This window comes from Candidatus Nitrospira nitrosa (genome assembly GCF_001458735.1).
GTDB lineage: Bacteria > Nitrospirota > Nitrospiria > Nitrospirales > Nitrospiraceae > Nitrospira_D > Nitrospira_D nitrosa.
Genome location: NZ_CZQA01000001.1, coordinates 1,004,353 through 1,017,354, shown reverse-complemented (window position 1 = coordinate 1,017,354; position 13,002 = coordinate 1,004,353). Strand labels below are relative to the sequence as shown.

Annotated in this window: 13 protein-coding genes and 2 tRNA genes; 8 read left to right on the top strand and 7 right to left on the bottom strand. The window is 55.4% G+C overall.

Features of this window, described 5'->3' with window-relative positions; translation table 11 throughout:
* Positions 1 to 3: 3 nt before the first annotated feature.
* Together thrH and COMA1_RS04850 are read right to left on the bottom strand one after the other, a co-directional pair.
* The gene (thrH, locus tag COMA1_RS04855) at positions 4 to 624 is read right to left on the bottom strand and encodes a bifunctional phosphoserine phosphatase/homoserine phosphotransferase ThrH (protein ID WP_090744555.1); all 621 of its coding nucleotides are present in this window, start codon (positions 622 to 624) and stop codon (positions 4 to 6) included.
* A 38-nt stretch (positions 625 to 662) separates the two neighbouring features.
* Positions 663 to 1,463, bottom strand: a complete 801-nt coding sequence (locus COMA1_RS04850; RefSeq protein ID WP_090744552.1) for a YkgJ family cysteine cluster protein — start codon at positions 1,461 to 1,463, stop codon at positions 663 to 665.
* A gap of 465 nt (positions 1,464 to 1,928) precedes the next feature.
* On the opposite strand from COMA1_RS04850, the gene COMA1_RS04845 reads away from it, so the two are divergent.
* Both COMA1_RS04845 and COMA1_RS04840 read left to right on the top strand, forming a co-directional pair.
* Positions 1,929 to 2,315 carry a hypothetical protein gene (locus COMA1_RS04845; protein WP_090744549.1) on the top strand — a complete coding sequence of 129 codons (387 nt, stop codon included), beginning with the start codon at positions 1,929 to 1,931 and terminating at the stop codon, positions 2,313 to 2,315.
* 73 nt (positions 2,316 to 2,388) lie between these two features.
* Positions 2,389 to 2,859 carry an EVE domain-containing protein gene (locus COMA1_RS04840; protein ID WP_090744546.1) on the top strand — a complete coding sequence of 157 codons (471 nt, stop codon included), beginning with the start codon at positions 2,389 to 2,391 and terminating at the stop codon, positions 2,857 to 2,859.
* A gap of 12 nt (positions 2,860 to 2,871) precedes the next feature.
* On the opposite strand, the gene COMA1_RS04835 is transcribed toward COMA1_RS04840, so the two are convergent.
* Positions 2,872 to 3,150, bottom strand: coding sequence for an ImmA/IrrE family metallo-endopeptidase (locus COMA1_RS04835; protein WP_090744542.1), 279 nt, complete (start codon positions 3,148 to 3,150; stop codon positions 2,872 to 2,874).
* 188 nt (positions 3,151 to 3,338) lie between these two features.
* On the opposite strand from COMA1_RS04835, the gene COMA1_RS04830 reads away from it, so the two are divergent.
* The 3 genes from COMA1_RS04830 to COMA1_RS04820 all read left to right on the top strand — a co-directional run bounded on the left by COMA1_RS04830 (position 3,339) and on the right by COMA1_RS04820 (position 5,362).
* On the top strand, positions 3,339 to 4,103 hold the full coding sequence (locus COMA1_RS04830; protein ID WP_141654222.1) for a PSP1 domain-containing protein: 765 nt from the start codon (positions 3,339 to 3,341) through the stop codon (positions 4,101 to 4,103).
* Between the two features lie 159 nt (positions 4,104 to 4,262).
* Positions 4,263 to 4,784, top strand: coding sequence for a DUF1264 domain-containing protein (locus tag COMA1_RS04825; RefSeq protein WP_090744535.1), 522 nt, complete (start codon positions 4,263 to 4,265; stop codon positions 4,782 to 4,784).
* A 101-nt stretch (positions 4,785 to 4,885) separates the two neighbouring features.
* The gene (locus tag COMA1_RS04820) at positions 4,886 to 5,362 is read left to right on the top strand and encodes a c-type cytochrome (RefSeq protein ID WP_090744532.1); all 477 of its coding nucleotides are present in this window, start codon (positions 4,886 to 4,888) and stop codon (positions 5,360 to 5,362) included.
* A gap of 88 nt (positions 5,363 to 5,450) precedes the next feature.
* Here COMA1_RS04820 and COMA1_RS04815 read toward each other — a convergent pair whose 3' ends face one another.
* Positions 5,451 to 6,725: a YihY/virulence factor BrkB family protein gene (locus tag COMA1_RS04815; RefSeq protein ID WP_176697859.1), complete on the bottom strand. Its 1,275-nt coding sequence runs from the start codon at positions 6,723 to 6,725 to the stop codon at positions 5,451 to 5,453.
* A 675-nt stretch (positions 6,726 to 7,400) separates the two neighbouring features.
* Positions 7,401 to 7,916 (bottom strand): hypothetical protein, encoded by a 516-nt coding sequence (locus tag COMA1_RS04810; protein WP_090744526.1) that lies wholly within the window; start codon positions 7,914 to 7,916, stop codon positions 7,401 to 7,403.
* Between the two features lie 582 nt (positions 7,917 to 8,498).
* On the opposite strand from COMA1_RS04810, the gene COMA1_RS04805 reads away from it, so the two are divergent.
* From COMA1_RS04805 to COMA1_RS04795, 3 genes are all read left to right on the top strand, one after another.
* On the top strand, positions 8,499 to 9,881 hold the full coding sequence (locus tag COMA1_RS04805; RefSeq protein ID WP_090744524.1) for a cytochrome P450: 1,383 nt from the start codon (positions 8,499 to 8,501) through the stop codon (positions 9,879 to 9,881).
* A 579-nt stretch (positions 9,882 to 10,460) separates the two neighbouring features.
* A complete protein-coding gene (locus COMA1_RS04800) occupies positions 10,461 to 11,162 on the top strand; it encodes a hypothetical protein (protein WP_090744521.1) in 702 nt (233 codons plus the stop codon).
* Positions 11,159 to 12,640 carry an alkaline phosphatase family protein gene (locus tag COMA1_RS04795; RefSeq protein ID WP_090744518.1) on the top strand — a complete coding sequence of 494 codons (1,482 nt, stop codon included), beginning with the start codon at positions 11,159 to 11,161 and terminating at the stop codon, positions 12,638 to 12,640. Before COMA1_RS04800 ends, COMA1_RS04795 begins: the two co-directional genes overlap by 4 nt.
* 152 nt (positions 12,641 to 12,792) lie before the next feature.
* On the opposite strand, the gene COMA1_RS04790 is transcribed toward COMA1_RS04795, so the two are convergent.
* Positions 12,793 to 12,868, bottom strand: a tRNA-Lys gene (locus tag COMA1_RS04790).
* Between the two features lie 41 nt (positions 12,869 to 12,909).
* Positions 12,910 to 12,986 (bottom strand) — tRNA-Arg (locus COMA1_RS04785).
* Between the last annotated feature and the right edge of the window lie 16 nt (positions 12,987 to 13,002).

Below are 13,002 nucleotides of genomic sequence, written 5' to 3'. Positions count from 1 at the left end.
GCTTCAGACTGAGAAACAGCCGATGTTGACAAACCGCTCCTGAAGCTCGCCGTAGGTATGCGTCACTGGAAATGACGGGAATTCTTTGGGCAAATGGCCCGGCGGCCTGAAGAAAAACCCTTTATCAGCTTCCCTTAACATCCCAATATCATTGTACGAGTCCCCCGCAGCGACGGTAAAAAAATTCAATGCCTTCAGCGAGGCGACCGCATGTTTCTTTGGATTCTCCATCCGCATGTGGTAGTTCACGATTCGGCCCTGCGCATCAATATCAAGCTGATTACAGAAGAGTGTTGGAAAGCCCAACTGCCGCATAAGGGGCTGAGCAAACTGATAGAACGTGTCGGACAAGATGACCACTTGACCGCGCTCCCGCAGCCAGCCGAGGAAGTCAATGGCCCCTTCCAACGGACCCATTTCGGCGATGACCTTTTGAATCTCACCGATCTTCAAGCCATGTCGATCGAGAATCCCCATTCGTTGCTTCATGAGCTGGTCATAGTCCGGCATCTCCCGGGTGGTCACCTTCAACTCATCAATCCCAGTCTTCAGCGCGACGTTAATCCAAATCTCGGGAACGAGCACACCCTCCAGGTCTAAACACACCACAACTGGCTTCTGCATTCCTTCTCCTCTCATCTGGCTGCCATCGTGTAAAACAATCAGCTGCCAGCTGTTCTACCTCCATCTGAAAGCGACTGGCTCAAAAATCGCCAGACCTTATCCAACGCTTGGTCGAAAAGCTGGGGACCCTTCAAGGTTCGGTCGTTCTCTCGCGCATGTGCTTCTGCCCAATCCAGAGCAAGGGGAAGTGGAATCAACCTGGTCGACGTGCTCGTTACATCCTGCCACAACAACCCCAGAACCGTACTGACCCGCATCGGTGCGGCAATCGTGTCCACCGGATTCGCAAGGAGATCCTCACATCGCTCGGCAGGAGACGTCACCAGCAGTTCACGACAGGCTGCAGGGCGCTCATCATAGATTGTGCAGTTTTCTTCTTCCAGAAACGGACAGGCCAACCGCAACGCGTAGTACCTATGGTTCACTTCATCTACGATTTCGTCGCTGCAGGGCTCAGAGGTCCCGCACAATTCCGATAGTTGTTGCCAGATCCCCTTGGAAAGCAAACGCACTTTTGTCTCAGTAAAGCGGGCAACGATACGAGCTTGTTGCTCAGCAGGGCGAGAACGAACCCACTCTCGGACCGCAAACGCCTCCGGTGCAGACAGGGGAACTAACATTCGACAGCAAGCCGCACAGCCTTTTTGGCAGGAAAGTGCCCTTCCCTGCTCACCCACCCGTGCAATCTCCAAGGCTTGGGCCTCTTCTCCCAAACGTCTCATGAGCGGCACAATAGACGTAATGGGAACGAACCCGGTCGGCACATCGACAGCCGTGGTGATTTGGCCGGCAGATGTGTTCAGGGAAATCTCGAAGCGCTCACTGACCTGGGAAATCATCGACGCAACCAATTCAGAATCGGATCCATTCCTCTACTCACTTGCGCATAGACAGTAATATGCGTCTGCGGGACGAATCAAGAGCTGGAGGTCAACGCCCCATCATGCCATTGTGCCCATGAGGCCCCTTCCTAACACTATTGGATCTTTTCCATCACGCACAGCAGATCCTACCGGTTCAATCACCCTACCCCAAATGGACTTCCAGATAAGGCCATCTTTGGGTCTTGCGAGTCGCAGGAAAAGGCGTACAGTTTACAATGCGCGGGTACATCGGCCCTGCCGTGCATGAGATAGCCAATGAGAGATCGTCGCTCATATCGAGGCAGCGAGGTGTACCCCCGCCCAACCACCACTCGTTTCTTCCAGCCTTGGAAAAGTTCTCCTTCTCAACAGAGATCTTGGCCGGTCCCAAGTCATCGTCGATCAGCTTGCTCCTTCTTCACAGAAGCTCGATAATGGCGCATGGGATCGCCGCAAATTTTTTCCGGCCACATCATCGGTTTGCTCAAAGCGTACATGCGAGACCTGGTCGATCAGGCTGAGCAAGAGAGCCATTCCCACCAACAATTTGGATTTACGTCCTATCCCTACCGCCCAGATCAGGCGGTGTCTGATCTGTTGGCCTTACTTGATGACCGGATCGAATCGGAAGGAATACAAGTGGGCTTGCCGGATAGTTTTCTTCATGACATGTGGGACCTCTGTAACGAGGCCCTCTCACCCATCTCGGACCGTGTGTGGCTGGAGGCAAATCTGGGTGGCCAGAGTCCAGGTAAGGCAAAAATGAGAGAACTGACCTATCATGCCCTGATCGATTTTATCGAGTCCCGATCAGGAGAAAGGCCTTGAGCCTTCAGAACGCGGATGTTCATCCGCGCTTCCTACCGTACCGTTGAGCATCATATAGAAGGGAGTGATAGGAATGGTTTCAAGAAAGTATTGGCTCATGAAATCCGAGCCCTCCACGTTCTCGATCGAGGACCTCGCGCGAGCCCCAGGCCAGAGGACCTGTTGGGACGGGGTTCGTAATTATCAAGCTCGCAATTATATGCGTACAATGGCGATTGGCGATCACGTTCTGTTCTACCATAGTAACGCTGATCCCCCTGCGGTCGTCGGTATCGCAGAAGTTGTCAGGACCGCCTATCCGGATTCCACACAGTTCGATAAGAAGGACAAGCATTACGACCCTGCAAGTAAGCCATCTGCACCAAGATGGGATATGGTCGACATCAAATATCTCAGAACATTTTCGAAACTATTACCATTGGACGACTTGCGGAAAGATCCTCCACTGAAAGGCATGGTCCTACTGCAGAAAGGCTCTCGGCTCTCGGTTCAGCCCGTCACCTCGGGCGAATGGAAACATATCCTGCGGCTGGCGGAAGGCTGACCGGGAGGCGTCTTAGATACTGGCCTTTCCATCGTCCATATATCGATGTTGCCAGTCCAACCAGGCATGACCGAGCTCGTGAGCAAGAATATACCGGCGGCGGGTTACAGGAAGGCGTTTCCGGACATAAATAGTCTTCGTATCATCGTCCCAGATCCCATCGGCATTCGAATCGCGCTTGTCCATCTCGGCATCCGATAACTGCCGAACCGAGATGCGGTAGCCGAACGGCAAGACAACTTGATTGGGAATTCGGAGCATCTTCTTTCGCTCTTTCAACATAGTTCCCATGGCTCACTCCCTCTTCCTCCCCCCGAGACGTTAGCCTACCACAAGCAGATAGCTCCCGTGTTAGCATTTTTCCTTCATAATATGAATGCGTTACGGAACTCCTCGGGAAAAGTCCGTTGCTGAAACTTTTACATGATCCACATCATCAGTCCTTTTCACCACACCTGGGAATTGTGTATGATCGGGATATGGAATCCCTTGTGAACCCCGATGTGTTAACTCCATGGCCGACCTGGGTCTCGCTTGTCGGCATCAAGATAAGGAACCGGGGAGAAGTCAAGAAGTTGGGATCGAATGGGCTGGCCTTGTCGTCTGGCGACCCAGTTCTACTCGAGGCCGACGGTGAAGTAACCTACGGCATCGTCTACACCCCCCCCTACTCAGCTCCGTTTACTCCGCCCATGCGGGCCATGAAATCCATCTTGCGTAAGCCAGACTCTGAAGAAGCGGAGTTGATTGCCAGACTGGAGCGCCTCTCTGAAGAAGCGGCCAGCTATTGCAAGGCGAAAGCCTCCGATCTCAGTGTCTACCTTAAACTCGTCGAGGTCTACGGAGCCATGGATCGCCGACAGCTCACCTTTGTCTATACGGCGGATGAACGCATCGATTTTCGAGAGCTCGTGCGTGACCTCGCACGGCGGTTTGGCGGTCGGATTGAAATGCGCCAGGTCGGTGTCCGTGAGGAAGCCAGGCGACTGGGCGGGATCGATACCTGCGGTCTGGTGTTATGTTGCGCGTCATTTCTCACCGACGTAAAACCGGTCACAGCCAAGCAGGCAAAGAAGATGGACCTGCCGATCGATGATCCCCGCCTGCTCGGGGTCTGCGGGAGGCTGAAGTGCTGTTTGATATTTGAGATGATGGATGCCCAGGGAAAGATTCCGTCTCAAGCCCAACACCTCATTACTCCGGCCAAGGCGAACTCACCTTCTTCTCCAGTCCTATCATCGTAATCCGCACCTAGCCTTCGCTCACGCGTGGCAGCTTTTTTCTTGAAGTTATTCGAATCCTTTTCAGCCATGTGCTATCTAATGCTCCATCGAATACTGAGGGTGTTCTTTACCTAGATGGGCTAGGAGAGGGCTCCTCAAATTGACGAGGGGGGTATTCCAATGAGACAGGGACTCTTAGCCGCATTTGCACTGGTTGCCATCGGATGTAGCGGCGTTGCGACACAAAAAGCCGTGAGTGGGGAACCTGCTGCAGGTCCGGCCGTCGGATACGACATTCATGTCCAGGCGCCTCATATGATGGCGGATGGAAAAGCAGGGGGGCCGTTCCATCATTACTGCAAGGGTATTTCCGAGAAGATCCTCCAATGTCTGCTCTTCGAATCAACCGATCCAAAGGCTCCGCTGGTCGCGGTCGAGTACTTCATCGCCAAGGACCTCACACGCAAGCTCCCGGCCATTCAATGGCACCGGCATTTCCACGACCATAAGGTGGAGGTCGCGACCGGGCGAGTTCAAGTGCTGGATATGCCTGCTGACCAGGCCGCCAAGGTCGTAGAAATAGCTGCAGGGACAGACGGCATCGTGTACCAACTGTGGCAGCATGGGCAGGAATTCCCTGATGGAACTGTGAGTTTCCCGCAGTCCTTGGGACACAAATTCCCTGGATATTCGGATAAATAAAATCGTCGGCTGAAGCGAGTCGGCCTGATCCTTCGTGGATCGGGTCGACTCTTTGCGTTGAGCCGATGACCCTGCACGGTTATGAAACGAGAGGAATAGACATGGGTGCCTATCTGCTGGTTGCGGTCGTGTCGATACTAGGGTTGCCAGGCTTGTCTGCCTTTGGAGCAGATGAAGCCATCCTGAAACCCCGAGTACCAGTGGACCAACTCCAGCAGGTACGCACATGGAAGAATCCACTGCCGGCTACCGAAGAGACAATTGACAAAGGGAAGAAGCTGTTTGAGGGGAAAGCCTTCTGTACCACCTGCCATGGAAGAGACGGCAAGGGACTGGGAGCAGATATTGAACCGGGAACGCTCAAAGGCCCCTTGCCTCGTAATTTCACCGACAAGGACTGGCAAACGGCTAGAACCGATGGTGAGCTTCTCTGGATTTTAAAAAACGGCAGCAAAGGCACCGCGATGGCGCCATTTATCCCACTCATCCTGACCGAAGAAGAAGCCTGGCAGGTCCTGCTCTACGTGCGCTCCTTTGGTCAGAATAAAACTACACCGGCATCCGAGCGCCAACCATAGACCGCGCCCCTTTCAGGACCATTGAGGAAATTGGGAGTAGACTCGTTCCTTATGCCCACCGCGTGAAATAAGACTCTTCCGCGACTCGTTATGACTCAGCCGACTGGGACGGCGAGCGATCATGTAGGAGTGACTGTATCGTCTCCCCGGCCAGCGCTTGCTCCACGGCCTGATCACGACGGCGTAAAAGCGCAGACACCGGATCACTAGTCTCGAGGTGGGGTACAACCCATGGCGGAGTTCCATTACGCACTGAGTTCAGTACCTCCTTGACGAAAATCAAGTCGGGTGCTTTCAGAAGACTGAACCCTTGCGGCTCCTGAAGACGCCCCACGAACCCATTGGCCACGAGACGTTCGACTTCCTCCTCCACCAGCGACAAGGGCATGCACAATTCGCTCGAGAGTTCCGGCAACATCAAGGGACGATCGCCTTTCAGATAGTGATGTCCCAGAACTCGTAAGACTTTGAGCGCCAGTTGTTCACGAAAGACATACGTGCCCTGTTCCCACAGCAGGCGAGACAAATAGGCTGTGGGATATTGATGGAAAAATGAGAACTGCGCCCCGATCAACACAATCATCCACCCGGTGTACAGCCACAGGAGGAACAGGATAAGCACGGCAAAACTTGAATAGATCGCACTGTAATTAGCGGAAGCCGCCACGAATTTTGCAAACATCTCCTCCGCCATGATCCAGAGGATGGCTGCCGAGACGCCACCGACAGCAGCCGAACGAACATGAACCTGCGTATTGGGAATCACTTTATAAAAGAAAGTGAACACCGCGCAGAGCATCAACAACGGAAGTACCTCGCCGCTCCACACCAGCAGCGTCCCAAATGGTTCCATGTCCATGAGTCGCTGGACCAGACTGTGGCTCTGGAGTGAAGCCACCATCCCGAACGCGCTCACAACGAGGACCGGTCCTACCAGGACCGCGCTTAAATAGTCGGCAAACTTCCGTTCCCAGGTACGTCCCTGCTTGACCTGCCAGATCGCATTCAACGCCTGTTCGATTTTGTCGATGAGTGAGTAGGTCGTGTAGAAGAGACCGGCAATGCCAATGACGCCCAACACACCGATCTTGATATTATCGACGAATCCCACGATCGTGGCTGTGATCTCGTGACTCTTTGGACCCAGCGGTTCCAACACCTGAGCCAGGAGAGGTTCGATGACGTGGTGGACATCAAAGGCCTTGAGCACTGAGAACATGACGGCGAGAAATGGGACCAACGACAACAACGTCGCATAGACCAGCCCGGCCGCCCGAGCATCGAGCAGGCGGTGACGGAACTCCATACCGACGGCAGTAGCTAACCTGATCACTTGAGTGATCAACCGTCGAGACTTGGACATGCTCGTCAGGTCCTTAGTCCAGAGGTCGTGCTTTTCAAATGAGGAGGTACGTGTGGAGTCGGCCATAGATCCTGCTGCTCATGGGCAGGGTTCTCATAATCATGCAGACACAACGGGTGGAGGCGAATAGGCACCGAGAGTTCAGGATACCATCCTAGGATGCATTTCCCAAGGGGCGCGTAGACGGACCTGCGAATCACAGTCCTGGTTGTACCTGAAGAGATTCCGGAAGAAGAGGCACACAAGCTCCTGGCTGGACAAGCTGCCAGACCACGATGAGAACGCGTGGCAAATCTAGTGCATCACGCGACACATACTTTAGCAGGCTGCAAAAAACTCGTTTTGACCTCTGTCGCTGTCACAGATATCGAGAGGTCAAACGACTCTGAACAGCCCAGCAGGATGCGAAAAAAGGCTGTCCCGCAAGGCCACAGCGAGCGAAGAGGCGAATCGTACTCAGTGCCGTACGTTGAGCCTCTGAGCGAGGCGACAACGCCGTTGGTGAACTTTTTCCGCACCCTGCCGGCAAGAAAGCAAAACCACCATGCGGCTTCTGAGGAGCTGAGGCTCTCAAGCCTATCTGGTTAAGTGAAAGAACCACAAAACTCGATTGATGTCGGATCCGAGGAAGCTCCCTCCCCCTCAAGCCAAATCCCCTCTCTCCGTTATTGACGATTACCGGCTCAAATCTTTGATCATGGGATCTGCGCTCGGCGTCGATGGGAGACCACCATAGATGGTCCCCCCGTAGATGGACCCACCGTAGGGTCCAGCCGAGGATCCAGACGATTCCTTCTTCAAGTAGTTGTCGGAGGGATTGGAAGGGGTGGAGCCAGATCGACTGTCGTTACTGGGTGAACTAAACCTATAGTCCCCCGTCGAACGAGGTTGATTCCCTAGCGCACTCCCCTGCGAGGATGGCGCAACGCCAGGCTTCGTATCAGCTCCTGACATCCCTGGATAGCCACCGGAATAGCTATCGGACCCCACTCTGAAGATCGATGACCGGTCGAGCGGCGACGCGGAGAGCATGCCATCTTGCCAAGATTCGCTCAAATTTGTTGCGTTCATCATTCCGTTGAAATGCGTGATGGCGTTCCCCTGCCCCGCTTCGGCAAGGCTCGGGGAATGGCTAACGATTCCGGTCGCGGCGAAAATGGCTAAGGCCGTCAATATGTGCTTTTGCCTCATGACATCCTCCTAAATCTACGTCGCGTCAATATCAAAGCACCTCTGTTTACTTGGATATCGTAACGCACGATAGAGCACGACTACAAGCGAATCCATGGTTACCGTACGGTTGGGTCTTCTCCGGACAAACCATACCAGGCATCATGTACGTAGTGTAGCCCATCTCACCGAAGACAAACTTCAGCACTGGTTAGTTCGACAGCGAAGGACTTTTCTTGGAACTGTGTATGGGCCTGGACACAATTGGTGCGTGCATCGATACTGATTCTCCTCGAAAAACAGCTCCAAAATAGGAACGTGGAGCGTTGTGAGGATACGAAGAACACCTGCCGGTAAGGGAGGCGAGTTGTGCGGTACATTGACGCCCAAACGCATAATTCCAATTGGGCCATCGCCTCACGATGAGCTATTCAATGCATACACTCGTGATGACCGCAATCGCGGTTTATCTCAATCCCACTAGATTTGTAGCAGATCACACAGATTCAAAAGCGGTGGCTCTTGGGCTAGCCAGATCAAAGGTCCGAGTTGATCCATGCCTGTTTGCCACCCCTCACCTACTGTGATACCGTCCCTTCTCTCATGCCGGACTCAGCCCACCCCTTCAGACTGGTCGACGTTCCCGGTGCAGTGCCGGTGCTGGGTCACGTCTGGGTCTTTAGACAGCGCCCTTTGGAGTCCCTCTCGGCCTGGTGGCGGCAACATGGGGATGCGATCCGCTTTCGGCTGGGGCCGAAGACCTTCTATCTGTTCAGTCACCCCGATCTTGCCGAAGAGGTTCTCGTCAAACAATCTGACCGTTTCGTGAAGGTCTACAACCCTCAGAAGCCACATGGGCTCGCCCTCGTGCTAGGGAATGGATTGGTGACCAGTTCAGGCGAGGTCTGGAAGCGACATCGCCGCATCATCCAGCCAATCTTTCACCGCTCCCGAATAGCCGTGATGGCCGATCGCATGGCTCACGTAGGCGAGCAACGCCTGGCTTCATGGAAAGACCAAGCAGGGAGCACGATCGACATCGCCGCGGAAATGATGCAGTTGGCTCTCGAAGTCATCTCGCAAACGATGTTCACCACCAGCATGACCCAACACATCGACCGAGTCAGCCACGCGCTACAAGTCAGTATCAAGTACGCCTTCGACTCGTTCAGCAATCCCTTGTCCCTTCCCCTATGGGTGCCGACCGCACGCAACCGTGAATTTCGCTCTGTGATGCAGTTCATGAACGGGCTGATGTATGGCCTGCTCGCGGAACGACGCCGGAGCGGTGCGCACCATGATGATCTGCTGGATCTGCTGCTTCAGGCACGTGACGAAGAAACCGGCGAGGGACTGAGCGATCAAGAGCTGCGCGATGAAGCGCTGACTATTTTTGCCGCAGGTCACGAGACCACGGCGAACGCCCTGGCCTGGACCTGGTACCTGCTGGCAACACACCCAGAGGCGAAGGCGCGGTTTCATGAGGAAGTGGACCGAGTACTCCAGGGACGTACCCCAAATGCGGAGGACCTTGAAGAGCTCCCCTATACGCGTGCGATCTTCGAGGAATCGCTCCGACTCTATCCACCAGCTCCGGCTGTCCACCGCAAAGCGGCGACGACCACGACAGTCGGTGGGTTATCACTGCCGGAAGGCGCATTTGTCTTGGTGGGCACATACAATCTGCATAGGCATCCGGATTTTTGGACGAGTCCTGAACAATTTCTCCCGGAACGATGGCTGGATGACAGGCGGCCCGGTTCTCGTTATGCCTATATGCCGTTTGGTGCCGGACCGCGCACCTGTGTGGGGCTACATTTTGCGTCTGTTGAAGGACCACTCCTGCTGGCCTTGATCGGTCGTCGCTACGAGCTGCACCTTGCCCAAGAGCGCGTTGAGCCTCACCTGATGGTGACCCTGCGGCCCAAAGGTGGCATCCGCATGACACTTCAACCGCGACAGGTGCAGGTCTTTTCCACCGTCTAGACCGACTGACGATACGACACTACAAGAGCGCACCCTGTCTCCAAGATGTAGCGGCCAAAACAGCAGACCGCTTCAAGGCCTGATGAGCGTCAGAAACCCGAGGGTCGCACTGGTTTGACAGGCGGCAAGCAGTGACCGCCCGACACGAACCATTTAGCCTAATACCGGCAGTTAGCGTTCACGCATAAGATACGAAACTGCTTCGTTTTCCAACTGCTCCGCCCTTCACCAACATGGTGAATCAATCAAGCGCATTAAATGGTTGACCAATGGAGGATTGATAGGCGGCGCCGTCTTGGGGCTGGTGTGCAGCGCCCTCTCCTACTGGGCGCTGATCGCTGCGGGATAGATGGGTGGAGATGCTGCTTCGCCATAGCAGGGCCTCCGAGGGATACCCTTGTCGTCAACCTGAATGGACCGATGGAATGGACTCTCACGATACTCTATAATAGTCCCCGTACGGCACCAATCAAGACTGACGGATTTGACGAGCCGGTTTCGCTACGCATCTGATCGTCGGGTTTCAGTGCCATGATTATTAGGAAGTGAGGCCATCGGGGAGGAGAGGCCTGAGCGAACATGACGAGGAGACCTCGAAGGAATGCACACCGCAAGCAACGAGTCGTGACTCTGCCGGTCGTCGGCCTCCTGGTATTCGTGCTCGCGTCGTCCGCCTGCCATCCGCACGTACAGAAATTTACGGCAGACCCCCGTCACATCTGTGCTGGAGAACCTGTGCAGATCGAGTGGAGCGTGGTCGGGTCGGCCCGGATCATCGTCCGCCCCCCAAGTGATCACCTGCACGATGGTCCGGTGAGTGACGACGGTCGCGCCGTCATCACTCCGAATGCCACAACAAATGTCGAGCTCCATGTGACGCGATTCTTGGGCAACCCGACGAGGAGCGTGCAAGAGATCGAGGTAGCCGCCGGCGCACCACGGCGTGAGGTCTTGACCGCGAGTCTGGGCGATGCCACCTCCACACCCAGCTGCACGGAAGGGAGAGTTACGGCGACCGTCCACGCCAAACGCTTTTCCCCGCAGGTGAAGGTGTCAACCGTGCTATCACACCCGAACGATAGGCGTACCTATACGGTGCAGCATGCCGGTCGCGCCGCCATCCTCACACCCGGAACGGTGCTGGGGGACTTCCGGGATACCCCACTGGCTGGTGACTGGACATTATCGGCGCCAGTCGGCGAGGGACAAACCTGCGAAACAATTCCACCGGTGTTGGTCATTAACGTGAATACACAGTGTCTGGCCGAGGGGCGCCCATGACCCCACAGGAATTACAACAACACGTCGAGACCATTGTCGTGGTCATGATGGAGAACCGCTCCTTCGACCACGTGCTCGGGTATCTCACCTCCCCGACGTATGGCAATCGACGGGACGTGGATGGGATCGCGGATCCGCAGGACCTTCGGTTTCTCAACCCGAATTCCGACGGTCAGGGGATTGCTCCATTTTGGACGGATGACGGACCATTGACGAGCGATTTCCCCCATGATCCAAGCGCCATCGCCACGCAGCTCGCGTACGCAGACATTAAAAAAACGTTTTTGATGAACGGCTTCGTCATGGCATTTGAGAACGCGTTCCATACGTCCGTTCACCAGCCCCCCGTAATGGGCCTCCTACGCCCCTCGAGTCTTCCTACAACGGCGGCGTTGGCTGCGAAATATACGGTGTGTGATCGGTGGTTCGCCTGCCTCCCAACCTCAACGGCACCGAACCGATTGATGTCCATGTGCGGCTATTCGGACATACGAGATACAGGCAGCATTCTACCCAACCAGACGACGGTCTATGAGTGGTTACTCGACCGAGGCGTCTCTTGGCGCGTGTACTATGCGGGTCTCCCATTCTTCACGCTCATGCCGAAAGTGGCGCCGTTGCTTTTGACGTCTCATTTTAGGCCGCTGAGCGACCTCTCCAAAGATCTTGCCGAAGCCGACCACACGGACTGGCCTCAGGTCATGTTCATCGAGCCAGACTACGCTGATAGCCCGATCCACGTCAGAGGTCCCTGTGACAATCACCCTCCACTCGCGATGGCTCCGGGGGAACGATTCTTAGCCGAGGTCTATCAGACCCTGTCGAGCGATAGGGAACGCTGGGCCCGGACCGTGTTGATTGTGACGTACGATGAGCACGGAGGATGTTTCGACCACGTGCCGCCGTTGCCGGTCAAATACCGCAACCCCAACGGAGTGGCGTTTGAAACGACAGGCCCGCGCGTGCCGACGCTCGTCGTGGGTCCGTTTGCACCGGCCGGTGTCTCCCACGTCAATTTGGACAATACCTCCATTCTACAGCTGATCGCGGAGCGCTTCGGCAAGCCCGGGGAGATGTACTCACCCGAGGTGGCGGGTCGCAGGACGCAACACATCGACAGTGTGTCCGCCGTGCTATCTCTCTCAGCAAAGAATTCGAAGCCGCGTCGTCTCGCGGGCCCTCGGTCCACCGTGCGTGGTAAGGCCGTGACCCCGCCGATTGCACCAAGCCCACTCCGGCACGCGTTCGAGCGCGCGGCCACGGATTTGGCCGCCAGGCATAAGGTAGAAGCATTTACTAAGTTCCCGGAACTGAAGGGATATATTGAATCGCAGATGCCCAGCCGTCGGATCATGAGCACAACGGAAGTACCACCGCCAGCACCCGCATCGAAAAAGTTACCGCGCAAAAAAGCCTCGAAGAAGGCACGCCGAACCGTTCAACCCCGGCGAACCCCTCGGCGCAAGCCCAGTCGCTGAACCCTCTTGCCACGCACGCACGACGGGAACACACCAGTGCCCCGCCGAGTCCACAGGACAAAAGAGAGACTGGACTGTGCAAAACAGCTAATGGACTGGGAGTCTTTTCCGTGGCTATTCTTGAACAACCACCGATACGCGGACGAGAAGTTTGGTGGGCCGTGTAGGGGTCGAACCTACGGCCCGCTGATTAAGAGTCAGCTGCTCTACCAACTGAGCTAACGGCCCCACCGGGTATTGAATTGTCACTGCGACCACAAGCGGCGGTTTGGTGCGCCTGACAGGATTTGAACCTGTGGCCCTCAGCTCCGGAGGCTGATGCTCTATCCAGCTGAGCTACAGGCGCTCCCGTAACCAAGGGT

What these genes read in the sequence shown, in the direction of transcription:
- thrH (WP_090744555.1), bottom strand. Translation starts at nt 624, where the DNA reads ATGCAGAAGCCAGTTGTGGTGTGTTTAGACCTGGAGGGTGTGCTCGTT.
- COMA1_RS04850 (WP_090744552.1), bottom strand. Translation starts at nt 1,463, where the DNA reads ATGATTTCCCAGGTCAGTGAGCGCTTCGAGATTTCCCTGAACACATCT.
- COMA1_RS04845 (WP_090744549.1), top strand. Translation starts at nt 1,929, where the DNA reads ATGGGATCGCCGCAAATTTTTTCCGGCCACATCATCGGTTTGCTCAAA.
- COMA1_RS04840 (WP_090744546.1), top strand. Translation starts at nt 2,389, where the DNA reads ATGGTTTCAAGAAAGTATTGGCTCATGAAATCCGAGCCCTCCACGTTC.
- COMA1_RS04835 (WP_090744542.1), bottom strand. Translation starts at nt 3,150, where the DNA reads ATGGGAACTATGTTGAAAGAGCGAAAGAAGATGCTCCGAATTCCCAAT.
- COMA1_RS04830 (WP_141654222.1), top strand. Translation starts at nt 3,339, where the DNA reads ATGGAATCCCTTGTGAACCCCGATGTGTTAACTCCATGGCCGACCTGG.
- COMA1_RS04825 (WP_090744535.1), top strand. Translation starts at nt 4,263, where the DNA reads ATGAGACAGGGACTCTTAGCCGCATTTGCACTGGTTGCCATCGGATGT.
- COMA1_RS04820 (WP_090744532.1), top strand. Translation starts at nt 4,886, where the DNA reads ATGGGTGCCTATCTGCTGGTTGCGGTCGTGTCGATACTAGGGTTGCCA.
- COMA1_RS04815 (WP_176697859.1), bottom strand. Translation starts at nt 6,725, where the DNA reads ATGTCCAAGTCTCGACGGTTGATCACTCAAGTGATCAGGTTAGCTACT.
- COMA1_RS04810 (WP_090744526.1), bottom strand. Translation starts at nt 7,916, where the DNA reads ATGAGGCAAAAGCACATATTGACGGCCTTAGCCATTTTCGCCGCGACC.
- COMA1_RS04805 (WP_090744524.1), top strand. Translation starts at nt 8,499, where the DNA reads ATGCCGGACTCAGCCCACCCCTTCAGACTGGTCGACGTTCCCGGTGCA.
- COMA1_RS04800 (WP_090744521.1), top strand. Translation starts at nt 10,461, where the DNA reads ATGACGAGGAGACCTCGAAGGAATGCACACCGCAAGCAACGAGTCGTG.
- COMA1_RS04795 (WP_090744518.1), top strand. Translation starts at nt 11,159, where the DNA reads ATGACCCCACAGGAATTACAACAACACGTCGAGACCATTGTCGTGGTC.